This window comes from Hoylesella pleuritidis (assembly GCF_963541955.1).
In the GTDB taxonomy this organism is placed as follows: Bacteria; Bacteroidota; Bacteroidia; order Bacteroidales; family Bacteroidaceae; genus Prevotella; species Prevotella pleuritidis.
Map to the genome: position 1 here is coordinate 142,031 of NZ_CAUTUT010000003.1, position 16,723 is coordinate 158,753.

Annotated in this window: 12 protein-coding genes; 5 read left to right on the plus strand and 7 right to left on the minus strand. The window is 44.3% G+C overall.

Features of this window, described 5'->3' with window-relative positions; genetic code table 11:
* Positions 1-50 precede the first annotated feature (50 nt).
* The gene (locus RWY97_RS02090; protein ID WP_315565239.1) at positions 51-1,691 is read left to right on the plus strand and encodes a diphosphate--fructose-6-phosphate 1-phosphotransferase; all 1,641 of its coding nucleotides are present in this window, start codon (positions 51-53) and stop codon (positions 1,689-1,691) included.
* Positions 1,692-1,753: 62 nt separating this feature from the next.
* Complete coding sequence (locus RWY97_RS02095; protein ID WP_315565241.1) at positions 1,754-2,638, plus strand: glycoside hydrolase family 25 protein; 885 nt, start codon at positions 1,754-1,756, stop codon at positions 2,636-2,638.
* Between the two features lie 424 nt (positions 2,639-3,062).
* Here the strand turns inward: RWY97_RS02095 and RWY97_RS02100 are convergent, their stop codons facing one another.
* Positions 3,063-4,040, minus strand: coding sequence for a glycosyltransferase family 2 protein (locus RWY97_RS02100; RefSeq protein ID WP_315565243.1), 978 nt, complete (start codon positions 4,038-4,040; stop codon positions 3,063-3,065).
* Positions 4,013-4,942, minus strand: coding sequence for a glycosyltransferase family 2 protein (locus tag RWY97_RS02105; protein WP_315565244.1), 930 nt, complete (start codon positions 4,940-4,942; stop codon positions 4,013-4,015). The genes RWY97_RS02100 and RWY97_RS02105 overlap by 28 nt, the downstream gene beginning before the upstream one ends.
* 64 nt (positions 4,943-5,006) lie before the next feature.
* Here RWY97_RS02105 and RWY97_RS02110 point away from each other — a divergent pair, with 64 nt between their 5' ends.
* Positions 5,007-6,470 carry an oligosaccharide flippase family protein gene (locus RWY97_RS02110; protein WP_315565245.1) on the plus strand — a complete coding sequence of 488 codons (1,464 nt, stop codon included), beginning with the start codon at positions 5,007-5,009 and terminating at the stop codon, positions 6,468-6,470.
* 69 nt (positions 6,471-6,539) lie between these two features.
* On the opposite strand, the gene RWY97_RS02115 is transcribed toward RWY97_RS02110, so the two are convergent.
* Positions 6,540-7,436, minus strand: coding sequence for a DsbA family protein (locus RWY97_RS02115; protein ID WP_315565247.1), 897 nt, complete (start codon positions 7,434-7,436; stop codon positions 6,540-6,542).
* A 179-nt stretch (positions 7,437-7,615) separates the two neighbouring features.
* Between RWY97_RS02115 and RWY97_RS02120 the strand changes: the two genes are divergently transcribed.
* Entirely contained in the window at positions 7,616-9,142 is a 1,527-nt protein-coding gene (locus RWY97_RS02120) for a PAS domain-containing protein (RefSeq protein WP_315565248.1), read from the plus strand.
* Positions 9,143-9,629: 487 nt separating this feature from the next.
* On the opposite strand, the gene RWY97_RS02125 is transcribed toward RWY97_RS02120, so the two are convergent.
* Genes RWY97_RS02125 through lysS form a run of 4 tightly spaced genes read right to left on the minus strand, consistent with a single transcriptional unit; the run spans position 9,630 to position 14,498 of the window.
* Positions 9,630-10,331: an inorganic diphosphatase gene (locus RWY97_RS02125; RefSeq protein WP_021584377.1), complete on the minus strand. Its 702-nt coding sequence runs from the start codon at positions 10,329-10,331 to the stop codon at positions 9,630-9,632.
* 9 nt (positions 10,332-10,340) lie between these two features.
* Positions 10,341-11,690, minus strand: a complete 1,350-nt coding sequence (locus RWY97_RS02130) for a glucose-6-phosphate isomerase (RefSeq protein ID WP_315565251.1) — start codon at positions 11,688-11,690, stop codon at positions 10,341-10,343.
* A gap of 37 nt (positions 11,691-11,727) precedes the next feature.
* On the minus strand, positions 11,728-12,723 hold the full coding sequence (locus tag RWY97_RS02135; protein WP_315565252.1) for an NAD(P)H-dependent glycerol-3-phosphate dehydrogenase: 996 nt from the start codon (positions 12,721-12,723) through the stop codon (positions 11,728-11,730).
* 35 nt (positions 12,724-12,758) lie between these two features.
* Entirely contained in the window at positions 12,759-14,498 is a 1,740-nt protein-coding gene (gene lysS / locus RWY97_RS02140; RefSeq protein ID WP_315565254.1) for a lysine--tRNA ligase, read from the minus strand.
* A 760-nt stretch (positions 14,499-15,258) separates the two neighbouring features.
* Between lysS and RWY97_RS02145 the strand changes: the two genes are divergently transcribed.
* Positions 15,259-16,719 carry a Do family serine endopeptidase gene (locus RWY97_RS02145; RefSeq protein ID WP_315565256.1) on the plus strand — a complete coding sequence of 487 codons (1,461 nt, stop codon included), beginning with the start codon at positions 15,259-15,261 and terminating at the stop codon, positions 16,717-16,719.
* The last annotated feature ends 4 nt before the right edge of the window (positions 16,720-16,723 follow it).

Consider the following 16,723-nt stretch of genomic DNA (forward strand, 5'->3'; position numbering starts at 1 on the left):
GCTGGCTCGATAACAATAAAATAATTCTCTATAATAAACAAAAAGGTAAAATGAAAAAAAGTCTTTTGCAAAAAGAACGTTCTTCTTATCAGCCTAAGCTGCCTAAGGGACTTCAGGGTGCAGTAAAGGTGAAAGAAGGAGCGCCGACACAGAGTGTCTCCGACCGCGAAGAGATTCAGAAATTATTCCCGAACACATACGGAATGCCGTTGGTTGAGTTTGTTCCCGGTAATGAGGCAAACCACGAGGCAATGAATGTGGGTGTTATTTTGAGTGGAGGTCAGGCTCCCGGTGGGCACAATGTGATTTGCGGAATATTCGATGAGGTGAAGAAACTCAACCCGAACAATCGTCTGTATGGCTTTTTGATGGGGCCTGGTGGACTGGTAGAGCATAACTATATAGAGCTGACTGCCGAAATCATTGACGATTATCGTAACACCGGCGGATTTGATATGATCGGTAGCGGACGTACTAAATTGGAGGAAGAAGACCAGTTTGAGAAGGGGTTAGAGATTATTCGCAAGCTCGATATACAGGCCATCGTTATTATCGGTGGTGATGACTCGAATACCAACGCCTGTGTTTTGGCCGAATATTATGCTGCCAAGAAGTGTGGTGTGCAAGTAATCGGCTGCCCGAAAACCATTGACGGCGATCTGAAAAACGATCAGATCGAAACCTCTTTCGGATTTGACACAGCTACGAAGACTTACGCAGAGTTGATCGGTAATATCGAACGCGACTGTAATTCGGCTCGCAAGTATTGGCATTTCATCAAGTTGATGGGACGATCTGCATCTCACATCGCTTTGGAGTGTGCGCTGCAATGTCAGCCGAATGTCTGCATCGTCTCTGAGGAAGTGCAACAGAAAGATATGACACTCAACCAAATCGTTGAGCAAATTGCTGCGGCCGTGGCCGACAGAGCAAGTCGGGGAATGAACTTCGGCGTGGTTTTGATTCCCGAAGGATTGATAGAGTTTATCCCCTCTATTGGTAGACTGATTGGCGAACTCAATGATTTGCTGGCCGCTCACGGGGCCGATTACAAAGACCTTGACAAAGAAGCACAGCGCGCTTACATTCTTGCACATCTGAGTAAAGAGAATGCCGAGACTTTTGCAACACTTCCCGAAGGTGTGGCTCGTCAGCTTTCGCTTGATCGCGATCCACACGGCAACGTTCAGGTGTCGTTGATTGAAACCGAACGACTGCTCTCTGATATGGTGGAAGCAAAACTTGTAGCCTGGAAAAAAGATGGAAAGTTCGACGGGAAGTTTGCTCCGTTGTACCACTTCTTCGGTTATGAGGGACGCTGCGCAGCACCATCTAACTTCGATGCAGACTATTGTTATGCCTTAGGTGTAAGTGCCGCGCAACTCATTGCCAATGGAAAGACCGGCTATATGGCCATTGTTAAGAATACGACGGCGCCCACCGATGAGTGGAAAGCAGGCGGTGTACCTATTACGATGATGATGAATATGGAACGCCGAAGTGGCGAGATGAAACCCGTTATACGTAAGGCGCTTGTCGAATTAGACGGTGCACCTTTCCGTGAGTTTGCTCGTCTGCGCGACGAATGGGCTAAAGAGACCTGTTTTATTTATCCCGGTCCGATACAGTATTGGGGTCCTGCGGCAGTGTGCGACCGTACAACGCGCACGCTCGAACTCGAACAACAATAATGATTGCATTGTTTTGTCAAAGGTTCTGAGTGTTGAACCTTTGGCAAAACGCATTTATCAGGATGTCTTCTGCACGTCGAACGACCCGGCGAACCTATCGCCGACACAAGCGATCAGTACGTCATCGCTCCTCGTTTCTGCCTGCTCTCCTGCACCGTTATCCCCGTTGGGCTTGGTGGGTAGGCGGTATTGGCATTGTCGTCATTTATATATGGGCTTTTTATTCGTTCTTTGTCGGACCCACAGGGTTTCGTTGGCGCGCGCTATATGGCGATGCTCGCTATCCCGAAGGCTATGAAATTCATGGTATAGATATCTCTCATTATCAAGGTACCATTGATTGGGATGCTCTTCAAAACGCACAAATCGAGGGTAATCCGCTACGTTTTATTATCGTGAAATCAACCGAAGGGGCCGGTCAGTTGGATGAAAACTTCAACGATAACTTCTATCAAGCACGCGAGTATGGCTTCATTCGAGGAGCCTATCATTTTTGGAGTAACAGGTCATCGGCACGTTCACAGGCTTATTATTTCCTCAAACAGGTGCACTTGGAAGATGGAGATTTGCCGCCGGTATTGGATATCGAACACAAGCCTAAGGGCAGATCGGTTGAAGATTTTCAGCGAGATGTGCTCACGTGGCTGCACATTGTGGAAGACAAATATCACGCAAAGCCTATTATCTATACCTATTACAAGTTTAAGGAGAGTTATCTCAGTGCTCCCGTTTTTGATGATTACCCTTATTGGATAGCCCATTATTACGTCGATAAAGTGGAATATAAGGGGAAGTGGAAGTTTTGGCAACATACCGATGCTGGTCGCCTCCCGGGCATCAAAGGCTATGTTGATTTCAATATTTATAACGGTTCGTATTACGATTTGCGCAAACTCACCATCGGTTCACACGAAAACGAGGCTCCGAGTATATTCGATGAGGATTAGAATACTGTAATCCAAGCTTTCAAAAGTGGGCTTTCACTTTTTCATTTATTTATCCTTTCCTTTTAGGTTGTAACTTAGCGGTGAGTTCGAAATTTCCTTTCCAAACAACTGTCAAAGTCGTAACTGAATTATGGCAAGTGTAGTAACGGAGTTACGGCAAAAGGAGTAACGGAGTAGCAATAGGGGCCGCTGCCTTGATGCTGTGAACATTGATATTTTTGATACTTGAAGCACGATGCCCTACGCATTCATAAATTCGTTGGACTTACTTCATCTAACGCGAGTTTGGATCAAGCATTTTCTTATACAGTACATCGTTCATCTTATCCCACTCGTGGGGTATGGAGATACCTCACAAGTGAGGTGCAGAGAGTCCTCTCTCGTGGAGTAAATATTGTCTGAACTTACTTGTTACGCTCCTTCCTCACTCGCAGAATACAAATTTATCCCGAACTTGTATTAATTTACACAACATTCGTCGCCCTAATTTACTTGCCGAGAGACGTCTGAACCAATTGTACTTCCGGGTGTAATTACGGTCGGGTAGGGGAAAAAGTCCTTTTCGATATAGTCTTTCCACACATTGTTCCAAATGGTGGAAAGAGCCGGTTTGGATGATAATATTGTATAAATAATCCATTGTCAGCTGCGCCACACGTCGTTGCAACGCTTCACGGTCGGCCTCCGGTCCGGTGAAGGCTAAATTCCGGAGATTCAGAATTACGCTTTCCGTATCGCTGAGACGTTTGACTACGTGTCGGATATCTTGATTGTGAGTGATCGAGTTAGCACGTCGACGATAGAAATAGGCCTTGGCATCGGTCGTAAACAAGCGTTCGGCACGTAGCAACAGCTGTGGAGTGAATTCTTCATCTTCGTGGAAGATTCCCTCGCGAAATCGCAAATTGGCTAACGTTTTTCGGCGAATGATGTAACTCCAAGCGGCTGCTTTAATATTGTTTCGGCGCATATAGGAGTTACCTTCCATCGGTCCTTCGAAAGTGTAAGGTATTTCTGTCGGAATCCGATCAGCTGAATTGAAAAGCACAATATCCGGATTGTGATAACGTACGATGTCGAGACAGTGTTCATAGGGTGCTTGGATAAGGTAGTCGTCAGCATCGATGAATTGGATATATTCGCCTGTGGATACGCGGATACCAATGTTTCGGGCAGCGCTTAAGCCTATATTTCGCTGACGGATATAAATAATATCGTCTGAGTAAGGAGCCAATTCATTGATCGGGCATTCATCTGAACCGTCATCGACGATGATGATCTCTCGCTCTCCTGCGCGTAAGGTTAAGGCCAAGATACTCTCGATACACGTGTGAAGCATCTCTGCCGGGAGGTTGTAATAGGTGATGATGAAGCTTATTTTCTTTGTGAGTAGAGTTTGCATAATGCGTTTTCTCCTATCGTTTTGATGATAAATGCTTTTAGTTTAGTAGTTAAAGAGAGAGTCCTATCAATCAAAATACTGGCAGGAATAGGTATCCGAGGCAACGAAACATCTGTTTTACCGCCACGTATGAGATCTAATTGAATATTGACCAAATGCAAATAGTAGATAGCCAAATCTTTTTGAGGAATCCCGTCAGTACAAAAGTATTGATGTATGGCATCAAGATGAGCAGACAGTAATTGTGAGAGTTCTTTGACATCGGCATGAGCTGTGATGCCATTTGGATTTGCAACGTAATAATAAAGGCCTTTGTCAGTTGTCGCAATATTCTGAGAAATACTGAGCAAACGGGCCGTTGTTGTGACATCTTCAAACACTTGTCCCACAGGAAAACGGGTATTTCGGAAGAGTTCGACCCTGAAAATCTTGTTGCAAACATAACTATGAAGATAAGCTCTATAAGTAATCCAATAGCTATTGACATCGTGGTGCTCTTTGTTTTCAAAAGTCAGCAACCGTTGTCGGGTACTTCCGTAATACACATACACAGGATATTCGAGGATGTTGCACGTGGGATGATTCTTGAATTCATTCATCACTTCTTGTAAAGTGCCTGTTCTGATATAATCGTCTGCATCGAGGAATGTAACGAATGTTCCCTTAACGACGGATAATCCTGAATTTCGAGCTGCACACAGACCGCCATTTGCTTGGTGAATTACACGGATTCGGTTGTTTATCAGTGACAGTTCATTGCAAATCACAGGACTGTTATCTGTCGAACCATCGTCGATAAGTATAAGTTCGTAATCTGCATACGTCTGTCCGAGCACACTTTCCACACATCTGCGCAATGTTTTCTCAGCGTTATAAATAGGTATGATAATGCTTAATTCCATCGTTCCGTGAGCAAAGATACGCCAAAAAAGCAATAAAGCAAGCGAATCTTCGTTTTTTATTCCGATGAAACGGACAGAGGAAAACAACGGATACGGGCATATCTTAAAATACACCGGAGTGTTCGGTGGAGCACAGGGATTGTGTATTTTAATTGGAATTGTTCGGAATAAGTTGGTTGCACTGCTCCTCGGACCGGGAGGAATGGGACTTATTGCACTGTTCAACACAACGATAACCTTTGTTTCTAATACTACGAATCTTGGTTTGTCGATGAGTGCAGTAAAAGAAATCTCTGAGTCTTATGCTTCTGGTGATAAAGATAGACTGGCTCATTCTATCAGCGTACTGCGCGCTTGGGGATTTCTAACAGCAGTTTTAGGCACCTTGATTTGCTTTTTATTGAGTCCGTTTTTAAGCAAATTCACGTTCGGTTGGGCTAATCATACTATCCATTTTATGTTTTTAGCACCGGCAGTAGGGCTTATGGCCGTTACGACTTGTGAATTGGCAGTACTCAAAGGCGTGAGACAATTGCGTCATTTAGCGTTGTTGTCCGTCTATAATGTAATAGGGGCGTTGTTGACAACAGTACCTTTATATTACTTTTGGGGCGAGTCGGCCATTGTTCCGTCATTGTGTGTGATGATATTGATACAAATGGGAGTGACCGTTGCAGTCTCTTATCGCCTTTATCCTTTATGTCTTTCGGGTATGAAACAGCTTTTGAATGAAGGTTTAGGGATGATTCGGTTGGGTATTGCATTTGTGATTGCCGGTATTTTGAGTAGCGGAGCCGACTTCCTGATACGTTCTTATCTGAATAATTACGGTTCGTTAGAGGTTGTTGGACTTTACAATACAGGTATGATGATGATGATGACGTATGTAGGTATTGCATTTACGGCAATGGAAACGGATTATTTTCCGCGACTGTCTGCCATAACGAATCTTGGTAAAGAGCTCAATCTGGCGGTGAATCAACAAATAGAAGTTTCTTTATTGATTGTTTCGCCGATGTTGATGGGGCTTCTCGTCTTGTTGCCTGTCTTGCTTCCGTTGCTGTATAGCAGTAAATTTATACCCGTTTTGGGGATGATACAAGCAATGGCAATCGCTTTTTTTCTTCGAGCTGTAAAACTTCCGATAGCCTATTTGACTTTGGCAAGAGGCGAGTCAAAGTCTTATCTTTTATTAGAGAGCTTTTATTATATTCTGCTTGTGCCTCTTGTTGCTGTCGGTTATGAGGTTGGCGGACTGACCGGAATAGGCGTTTCCATTGCCGTTCTGGGATTGATAGATTTCGGAGTCATCGCTTTTTATGCAAAATATCGGTATCGTTTCTGCCTGTCTCGTAATGTTTGGAAATGTATCTTGCTGCAGCTTCCTTTGCTGATAAGTGTTTATGTTGTAATTTTATGTGTTGAAGGATGGAAGTATTGGAGCTTCGGAGCATTGCTAACAACAGCCGGTTTGCTCCTCTCCGTATCTATTTTCTATAAGAGAAGAGGCCTGTCTGTCAATCTTTGATTAATGTATTTAAGGATGTTAGAAGGCCATCTTATTTCTGATAATTGGTTATTTATACAATCGAATATCTCATTTGCAGATACCGGTAGTTAAGTCGCAAGACATTCCTTGTAAGGGAAGCTTTACAAAATAACTGTAAGTGGCAGACTGTTTTATGAGTTCACCTCTATCGAGCAATGGTCTAATAGCTTGTTCCATCTCATCAATCGAAGTGAAGTCAAAAGCCTCTTTCACCTCTTCGGCAGCCATTTTAGGATGCTTCTCCATTAATGTGAACAGCGATTCAGGCGAAAAGGTAACGGGGATCGGTGTCACCGCACCGCCACTTACCGTCTTGATGAAGGCTACGAGGGTCTTGTAATCGCGGAAGTTAGCTAATTTCATCTGCTTGTTTTCATATTCAATGATGAATGTCGGGAACACTTCGATATTTTCTTTTTCGGTGAATTGCAAGTCAGATTGAAAGGCTTCACGGGTTGACTCATCGTTCATCGCTTCCAAAAAATCGGCTAAATCGATGCCGGTTGCATCGGCAATGCCAATCAATTCGTCTTCTTTGATGGCTGGTTTTACTTCTGCCATCGCTGCTGCCCGTAAATTATAGAGGAATAATTCAGCTTTTCCTGCATTTGCTTTCTCTGCTGCTTTAAAAGCAATATTTGTGGGATAAGACGAACTTTCAGTCTCTGAATACAGTTGAAAATCAGTCGTTCCGATGGGCATTTTATGTTTCTGGGCCGTTTCTAAAAGGTGACGAGCTGTGCTGATATTGATTTTTCGATAATAGGATTCGGGCGTTTCATCGGTTGGTTTCTTCTTGTTTAAATCCTCAATAAGTCCTCCCATCACATAGCGAAACTCGATTTGCCCCGGGAAATGGGTTTCGATTTTGCGCAGATACGGCTCTTCTCCCCAACACCAAGGGCACAAGGGATCTGTGAAATTGGTAATAATTACTTTGCTCATAACAATAAATCTTGTCCCGCAAAGATACGGAAAACCATCGAGTAAAACAATTTAACTACTCAAAAACTGTTCAACTTACAAACTGTTAGATTCTTTTAACTATTAAAAGTCACATTTGTGACCTGTCGATTGCGTGTGATGCGCTACCTTTGTCACTATAAAATCAAAACGGAAAGACGATGGAAAATAAGATGAAAGACTATCTTCCGAAGATGGAACCAGCCAAGATGCAGGCACTTTTTGAGATTAGAAATGCTTATAAAGCAGGTGAGTTGTCTGTTGAGGAGGCCCGAGACCGAATCCGGCAGCGCGTTGGCACAGTAAGTGCTTACCACATTGCTTATCTTGAACAGACGATGACCGAGGAAACGGAAGATGAATGTCTGCGGGAGGATATTCACTCGTTGATTCACCTTTTAGATGGTTTTATGGATTATTCAAGACCTAATCTGCCCGCCAATCATCCCATTACGCACTATCTGAACGAAAATGACGAGATGCGGAAGCTGTTGCTGGCAGTCGAAGACCTTGTTCAATATCCAATGATCAAGAACCAGTGGTTGGAACTTTACGACCGAATCAGTCAATATCCGTTGCATTATAAGCGTAAGCAAAACCAACTTTACCCTATTTTGGAGCGTAAAGGCTTCTCGCGACCGACGACTACAATGTGGACATTCGACGACATTGTGCGCGACGAAATACGCGAGTCGGCACGCCTATTAGAAGCTGGCGACGAAGAAAAGTTTATCTCCTTACAGACTACGTTGATAGCCCACTGTCGCGATTTGATGGAAAAAGAGGAAGTGATTCTTTATCCTACGTCGCTTGTTTTGATTGATAATGCAGAGTTTGAAGATATGAAATCAGGTGACCAAGAGATCGGATTCGCGTTCTTCTCAGTGTCGGCCGAACCGCAAAAGACGTCCAGCAGGCTTGTGCCGGCAGTGGATGAATTTGCCAAAGACCTGCAAGTGTTACTCAACAAGTACGGTTACAGCGCGGGAGCAACCGATCAGCTTGACGTAACAACGGGCAAATTGACGCTCGAACAGATTAATCTCATCTACAAACACCTGCCGATCGACATCTCTTTTGTGGACGAACGTGAACTTGTTTGTTTCTATTCAGACACTGATCACCGCATTTTCCCGCGTAGCAAGAATGTAATTGGCCGCGAAGTGATGAACTGCCATCCGCGAAAGAGTGCCCATATCGTGCGTGAAGTTATCGACAAGTTGCGCAGTGGAGAGCAAAACAAGGCCGAATTTTGGATTAATAAGCCTGGGATGTTTATCTATATTGTCTACGTTGCGGTGCGAGACGCGGAAGGAAAGTTTCGTGGTGTGCTCGAGATGATGCAAGACTGTACGCACATTCGGGCTTTGGAAGGGTCGCAGACATTACTCACTTGGTCGGGCGAGAAGGAGCAACAAGAGTCCCCTAAGCCTGTAAATAATGTGGAAGAAGATGCCGGCGAGACAGTGCCTATTACCGAGATAACACCAGAAACACGGTTGCACGATCTGCTGAAACAATATCCCGACCTTCGGAAACGTCTTCCCGAGTTAGCTCCGGAGTTTAAGATGCTCAACTCACCATTAGGTAAACTCATTGCACGTAAGGCTGATGTGCGGATGATGAGTGAGCGTTCGGGTATTCCTCTTGATAAACTTATTGACGGGATTGGTGGTTTGATTCGCTGAATGATAAATGTAGATGGAATGAGTAAAAGGAGAAATATCTGACTAAAACGTATTCGTTCATCCGGATGTATAAGTGTTTTTATTTGTAAAATATAACAATCTGATTATCAATTATATACAAGCTGTGTTTCAATTAACGGTTACTTGCCTTGCGATTAACCGTTAATTGTATGCCGTTTAACGGCTTTTCTCAGTGCGTTTAACGGCAAATGAGAAATGAAGAAATAATGAAGTGAAAGCGGGAAGTAAGCTCTTTACTTTTAATCGTTGTCGAGCACACGCTTGATTTCGGCTTTCTGACGTTGCTTTCGGGGGTTAGCCAATCGTTGATTCTTACTTTGATATACATTCCGTAGCTGTTAGTCGTGGCGAAAGGCACCACAGGACCGGATGGTTTATCTTAGTGGAATGTGGGGCGGGGGAGTATTCGTTTCAGGGGATTTGGTAATCCGATATTGGGTTTGAGCGTGCAAATATACGAGAATTATTAACAGTCAGTTTGCTTTTTAATGGAGAAATAGAAATCATCCCACGCGTCGCACCACGCTGGCATACTGTCAAACACCAAGTTGGCACCCTCTTTTTTCAATGCACTTTGGGATAAAGGACCTGTGTTTACGGCCACTGTGAAGATGCCGGCAGCCACACCTGCCCGTACACCTAATGGTGCATTCTCTACCACAATACCTTCATTGGGACGAAAATTACCCGCTTTTTGCAGTCCCATCAAATATGGATCGGGAGCAGGTTTGCCGCACTTTACATCGTAAGCCGTGACGATGTGGCGACGGTTGACAAAATGCCGAAAGTCGGTCAATACTCGCTCGATGAGTGGGCGTTGACCACTTCCGGTCACAATACCGATTTGTAAACCGTCGCGTTTCATCTTCTGCATCAGCGAAACGACGCCATCCATAATGGGAGCGACGGGTAACAAACCGAACTCTCGCGTCTTTTCGTCATACATTTCTTGTGCTTCGGTCTCAGAAATAACTCTTCCCTGTTGCTCTTTCACCATAATTCGGATAGTATCTACGCCTCGCATCCCTTCTGTCTGATACGCATCTAAGGCTGACATACGAATTCCGAACTTCTGCATAGCCCTTTGCCACGCAATAGCGTGATTGGGCATCGAGTCGTAAAGCACACCGTCCATATCGAAAAGGACGACTTTCGGGGAGAGTATCATTATTTCCTTTTATTTCAATCGATCCTGAATCGCTTTGCTTTCAGCCTCGTAACCCGGTTTGTTGAGTAGTGCAAACATATTCTTCTTATAGGCTTCTACCCCCGGTTGATTGAACGGATTTACGCCGAGAACATTGCCGCTGATGCCGCAAGCGATCTCAAAGAAGTAGATTAATTGACCGATATAATATTCATTTAACGCCGGAACGCTGATGCGAATGTTGGGAACGCCACCGTCGATGTGTGCCAGACGTGTACCTAATTCGGCCATTTTGTTCACCTCGTCTACGTGTTTTCCAGCGAGAAAGTTCAATCCGTCAAGGTTTTCTTCATCGTTGGGGAACAGTAAATTATGGTTAGACTGTTCGATACTGATGACGGTTTCAAAGATCGAACGCTCTCCTTCTTGAATCCATTGACCCATAGAGTGGAGATCGGTTGTAAAGTCGCAGGATGCAGGGAATATGCCTTTGTGCTCCTTTCCTTCGCTTTCGCCGAAGAGTTGTTTCCACCATTCGCTTACGAAATGAAGTTTCGGCTGATAGTTTACCATTATTTCAATCTTCTTTCCGGCCTCATTGTAAAGAGCATTACGCACAGCAGCATACTGGGCAGCGATGTTTTGCTCGAAAGGAACTTCCTTTCCGGTTGCTTTTTCCATATCGGCAGCACCGCCGACAAGTGCTTTGATGTCGAAGCCTGCACACGCAATGGGTAGCAAACCCACGGGAGTAAGTACCGAGAAACGGCCACCCACGTTGTCGGGAATGATGAAACTCTTGTAGCCCTCTTTGTCTGCGCAGGTGCGGGCAGCCCCTTTCTTCGCATCGGTAATGGCTACAATGGCATCTTTTGCTTGTTGCTTGCCGCGTTGCAGTTCGCATTGCTTTTTAAGAAGACGGAATGTAAGTGCGGTCTCCGTTGTCGTTCCTGACTTCGAAATATTGATAACACCGAAACGTTTGTCCCGCAAATATTCGGTGAGTTCAGACAGATAATCTTCGCCGATATTGTTTCCAGCAAAGAGGATCGTGGGATTTTGCTTGTCGTTTACAAGCCAAGCGAAAGCGTTTCCCAATGCTTCGATGACTGCACGGGCACCTAAATAACTGCCGCCGATGCCTGCAACGACGATTACTTCGCATTTCTCACGCAGCGTGTCGGCTACACACTGCACTTCATTGAGAAACTCTGGCGTAATGGATGACGGCAAATGGAGCCATCCTAAGAAGTCATTGCCCGGGCAAGTACCGTTTTCTAAGGCCTCTTGTGCGGCTTTCACCTTGGATTCATACGCTTGAATGGCGCCCGATTGCAAGAATTGGGCGGCCTTTGTAATGTCTAAACTAATACTTTTCATTATCGTTTTATTGAATGATCTCTGTCGATTGACCGACTTATCGGAATGAGTCGGTGAGGAGTTTTATCTCAATTTGGGGTGCAATTTTTTCGTAGAGGATGTTGTAAACGGCATCAAGAATGGGCATATTGACGTGTAAGTGGCGATTGATTTCTTTCATACACTTCGTTCCGAAATAGCCTTCTGCAATCATTTCCATTTCGATTTGTGCACTCTTCACACTGTAACCTTTACCGATCATTGTGCCGAACGTGCGGTTGCGAGAGAAGTTCGAGTAGCCCGTTACAAGCAAATCGCCTAAGTAAACGCTGTCAAACACACTGCGTTCCAACGGTCGGACAGCTTGCATAAAACGTGACATCTCCTGCACGGCATTGGCCATCAACACGGCTTGAAAGTTATCGCCGTATTTCAATCCACTGCAAATTCCGGCGGCAATGGCGTAAACATTCTTTAAAACGGACGAATATTCGATACCGACAACATCACTGCCCGTTTTGGTTTTAATGAAATTGCTCTGAATAATTTGCGTAAAAGCACGGGCTTTTTCTTCATCGCAACAGCCCACGGTAAGGTAAGAAAGCCGTTCGAGTGCCACCTCTTCGGCGTGAGATGGACCGCCAATACACGCCAAATTGTTGTAAGGAACGTCGTAAATCTGATGAAAATACTCTGAGCAAACTAAGTTTTCGTCGGGCACGATACCTTTGATCGCGGTTACGATAAACTTATCGTGGATACGTGTTTTCAGTTTTTTGAGGTGGTTTTTAAGGTAAGGCGAGGGTGTAACAAACACCAACGTATCGTAGGCTTGTACGATTTTGTTAATATCATTACTAAAAAATAGCTCATCAGTATTGAAATGTACGCTCATCAGATACGCCGGATTGTGCCCCAGTCGTCGAAAATCGTCGATCCGGTCATCTCTACGCATATACCAACCGATGTGATGCGTGTGACTCACCACAATCTTAGCAATGGCCGTTGCCCAGCTACCGCCGCCGATGATCGCTATTTTTCCGCAGTTGAACATAACTTTATCTTTTCACCCTTCACCTTTCCATCGCTTCACTTCTTTACCTTTTCGTTGGCTCGATCAATCCACGTCTGGAAATCATTCACGCTCGGATTATCATAGCCTAACTTATATTTCTTGTTGATTCCACACACATCCATCTGGAGTTTTTGTGCTTGTGCGGATCGAATATCACTGATTAGATTGTATCCGGCTTTGTTAAATACGGGTACCCAAGCCTCGGGAACGCCGATGGCTGCCCATTCTTCAACCGAACTCTTGGGCATTTTCTTTTCGGGACGCATCTGTGGGAAGAACAAGACTTCTTGTATATAGGTCTTGCCAGTCATTAACATTACGAGCCGATCTATACCAATTCCGATACCCGAAGTGGGTGGCATACCATATTGCAAGGCGCGAAGGAAATCTTGATCGATAATCATTGCCTCGTCATCTCCCTTGTCGGCGAGTCGCATTTGCTCCTTAAATCGTTCCTCTTGATCAATCGGATCGTTGAGTTCTGAGTAAGCATTGGCCAACTCTTTACCATTCACCATCAACTCGAAACGCTCGGTAAGACCCGGTTTAGAGCGGTGCATCTTTGTGAGCGGTGACATCTCGACAGGGTAGTCGGTGATAAACGTAGGCTGAATGAATGTTCCTTCGCAAAACTCGCCGAATATCTCGTCGATCAACTTACCTTTACCCATCGTCTCGTCGACCTCTATTTTGAGCTGTTTGCAAATTTCGCGGATTTCATTTTCATCTTTTCCGTCCAGGTCGTAACCCGTTTTCTCTTTGATGGCATCTAATATCGACAACCGGCGATATGGTGCTTTAAAACTTATGATATGACCGTCGATTTCGCGTTCGGGCTTTCCGTTCACGGCAATGCAAATCGTTTCGAGCAGTTTCTCGGTGAAATCCATCATCCAGTTGTAGTCCTTATACTGCACATACAGTTCCATACACGTGAACTCCGGATTATGATTGCGGTCCATTCCCTCGTTGCGGAAGTTTTTTCCAATCTCATACACGCCTTCGAAACCACCTACAATGAGGCGCTTTAAATACAATTCGGTGGCGATGCGCATATACATATCAACATCGAGTGCATTGAAATGGGTTATGAACGGACGTGCACTTGCACCGCCGGCAATGGCTTGCAACGTGGGTGTTTCTACCTCGGTGTACCCCGCATTGTCCAAAACCTGCCGCATTGTTCGTATCACCGTGGCCCGTTGAAGAAATGTTTCCTTCACGCCATCATTGACAACTAAGTCGACATAACGTTGCCGATAACGCAACTCAGGATCATCAAACTTGTCGTAAGCAACCCCGTCTTTGTATTTGACAATGGGCAACGGCTTGAGCGATTTGCTCAAAAGTGTAAGTGTCTGAGCGTGAACCGAAATCTCACCTGTTTGTGTTCGGAAAACGAAACCGATCACCCCGATAAAGTCGCCGATGTCAAGCAGTCTCTTGAATACCGTATTATAAAGCTCTTTATCTTCGCCCGGGCAAACGTCGTCGCGCGAGACATAAACCTGAATACGTCCTTTCGAGTCTTGAATCTCGGCAAACGAGGCCTTACCCATTACCCGCCGACTCATCAGTCGACCCGCAATGCATACTTCTCGCTTATCATTCTCATTAAAATCAGCCTTTATATCGGTAGAGAAAGCATTTGTCGGATACTCTGCGGCAGGGTAGGGGTCGATGCCCATAGCCCGCAGTTGTTGCAGACTCTGCCGTCTGACAATCTCCTGCTCACTTAATTCTAAAACGTTCATAACTATTTACTGTCATCTTGATTATGGTTGCAAAAGTACGAAATTAATCTGAAAGGTCTCCTCTATTTCTTGTTTTTTCACCTCGACACATTCGTTTTCGCTATCTTTTGTCTATTTTACATAGTCGAATTGTGATAAGTCGATATTAGAATAATGAGAGAATTTGAAACATTCTTTAAAGAAAACTATGCCCGAGCCTATTTTCTTGTCCTCAGAATCACGCACGATGCTGAGGTGAATAAGGACATTGCGGGCATCCGCTCATAATAAATTATAATATGGTCATATACTGCTGATAATCAATAAGATATGACGTATGTTTCAATTAACGGCTAAACATAAGGCGATTAACAATTAAACGAGTGACAATTAACCGTTAGTTACACGATGATTAATTGTTACTTGCAAGCTGAGAAACAGCTTTTTGCAGATGGGATGAATTTAAATGGAGAAATCTCTGATTATCAACAGATTATAAAATGACTGTTTTGTGTGCTTCATCGTTCGGAAAAATCTTATAGAATTGACAGCTGACAAACTTGTCAATAGTCGGCATTAAACGAATGTAAAAAGTTGACAAGCACTCCATTAAGAGCCGTTAAGATGTTAAATTCGAGTGTTAAAATGGAATAAAGAAATAAGACAGATTGGCAGAAATCCGTTTTTTGCTCTTATATTTGCAAGTGTTGCGAACAAGGGAGTGTCCCTACTCATCGCTTCAATGCAGATAGAGAAGATATTTAAACAAAATAACAAGACAATGAAAAAGTATTCAAAGTATTTGCTTTCAGCAATGTGTGTCATTGCCGTTGCATTTTCGGCGGGGGCTTTTGTCAAAGCCAACGCGGCGGCAGCAACTGTTCCGGCAGGGCAGCCTGTTGATTTAACTTATGCTGCAGAGAAAGCTTTGCCAAGCGTAGTGCATATATTGAACACTCGCAATAGCAAGGTGCAAACAGTCGATGTACAAACAGATCCATTCAGCGACTTCTTTGGTGATCCGTTCGGTTTCTTTGGGAGTCCGAATCAAGGCAATGGAGGTACGCAGAAAAGGCAAGTTCGTACGCCTAAGCAACAAGGCTCCGGGTCGGGCGTCATAATTTCTTCCGACGGATATATCGTTACAAATAATCACGTGGTTGATGGTGCCGACGAACTTACTGTGACGACAAACGATAATAAAGAATATTCTGCTCGAATTATCGGAACAGATAAAACCACAGATTTGGCATTGATTAAGGTTGAGGGAAAAAACTTTCCTGCCGTATCAATAGGTAACAGCGACGATCTGAAAGTGGGCGAATGGGTACTTGCCATAGGTAATCCTTTCAACCTGACTAATACTGTTACGGCGGGTATTGTCAGTGCGAAAGCTCGTACTCTGTATGCAAACGGCGTGGAATCATTCATTCAGACCGATGCTGCTATTAATCGAGGCAATTCCGGCGGGGCATTGGTCAACACACGCGGTGAACTTATCGGAATCAATGCAATGCTTTATTCGGAGACAGGTTCGTACAGCGGCTACGGCTTTGCAATCCCTACTGCTATTATGAATAAAGTGGTTTCCGATCTTAAAACTTACGGAACTGTTCAGCGTGCATTTATCGGAATTCAAGGCGGCGATGTAAAGAACTATATCGATGAACAGAAAAACAAGGGTAAAGAAATCGATCTCGGCACAATGGAAGGTGTTTATGTGGCTAAGGTTTCGGAAGAGAGCGGTGCACAAGCAGCCGGAATCAAGGAGGGAGATGTCATAGTTTCTGTTGATGGAAAGAAGATTACCAAGTTCGGCGAGCTGTCTGCTATTCTCGCGAACAAACGTCCGGGTGATAAGTTGACACTCACTTACCTGCACAACAAGATAAAGAAGACGACTACTATTACCTTAAAAAATGAGCAAGGTAATACGAATATTGTCAAGAAAGCAGATTTAGATGTTCTCGGAGGTAACTTCCGTGAGGTGCCGGAAACTTTGAAAAAACAGCTGAATATCAGTTTCGGATTGGAAGTTATCAAAGTAAATAACGGGAAATTGAAGACTGCTGGTATCAACAAAGGATTCATTATCCAGAAAGTCAATGATACGCCGGTGAAGTCGATAGATGCTATGCAACAGTTGGTGAAAGACGCATCGACAAGCAAAGATCCGGTATTATATATTCAAGGAATTTATCCTACGGGCAAGAAAGGCTACTTCGCTGTTCCGCTTGAATAAATAA

Bases quoted from the DNA above. Each gene is read 5' to 3' on its own strand.
- RWY97_RS02090 (WP_315565239.1), top strand. From the start codon at position 51: ATGAAAAAAAGTCTTTTGCAAAAAGAACGTTCTTCTTATCAGCCTAAG.
- RWY97_RS02095 (WP_315565241.1), top strand. From the start codon at position 1,754: ATGTCTTCTGCACGTCGAACGACCCGGCGAACCTATCGCCGACACAAG.
- RWY97_RS02100 (WP_315565243.1), bottom strand. From the start codon at position 4,040: ATGCAAACTCTACTCACAAAGAAAATAAGCTTCATCATCACCTATTAC.
- RWY97_RS02105 (WP_315565244.1), bottom strand. From the start codon at position 4,942: ATGGAATTAAGCATTATCATACCTATTTATAACGCTGAGAAAACATTG.
- RWY97_RS02110 (WP_315565245.1), top strand. From the start codon at position 5,007: ATGAAACGGACAGAGGAAAACAACGGATACGGGCATATCTTAAAATAC.
- RWY97_RS02115 (WP_315565247.1), bottom strand. From the start codon at position 7,436: ATGAGCAAAGTAATTATTACCAATTTCACAGATCCCTTGTGCCCTTGG.
- RWY97_RS02120 (WP_315565248.1), top strand. From the start codon at position 7,616: ATGGAAAATAAGATGAAAGACTATCTTCCGAAGATGGAACCAGCCAAG.
- RWY97_RS02125 (WP_021584377.1), bottom strand. From the start codon at position 10,331: ATGATACTCTCCCCGAAAGTCGTCCTTTTCGATATGGACGGTGTGCTT.
- RWY97_RS02130 (WP_315565251.1), bottom strand. From the start codon at position 11,690: ATGAAAAGTATTAGTTTAGACATTACAAAGGCCGCCCAATTCTTGCAA.
- RWY97_RS02135 (WP_315565252.1), bottom strand. From the start codon at position 12,723: ATGTTCAACTGCGGAAAAATAGCGATCATCGGCGGCGGTAGCTGGGCA.
- lysS (WP_315565254.1), bottom strand. From the start codon at position 14,498: ATGAACGTTTTAGAATTAAGTGAGCAGGAGATTGTCAGACGGCAGAGT.
- RWY97_RS02145 (WP_315565256.1), top strand. From the start codon at position 15,259: ATGAAAAAGTATTCAAAGTATTTGCTTTCAGCAATGTGTGTCATTGCC.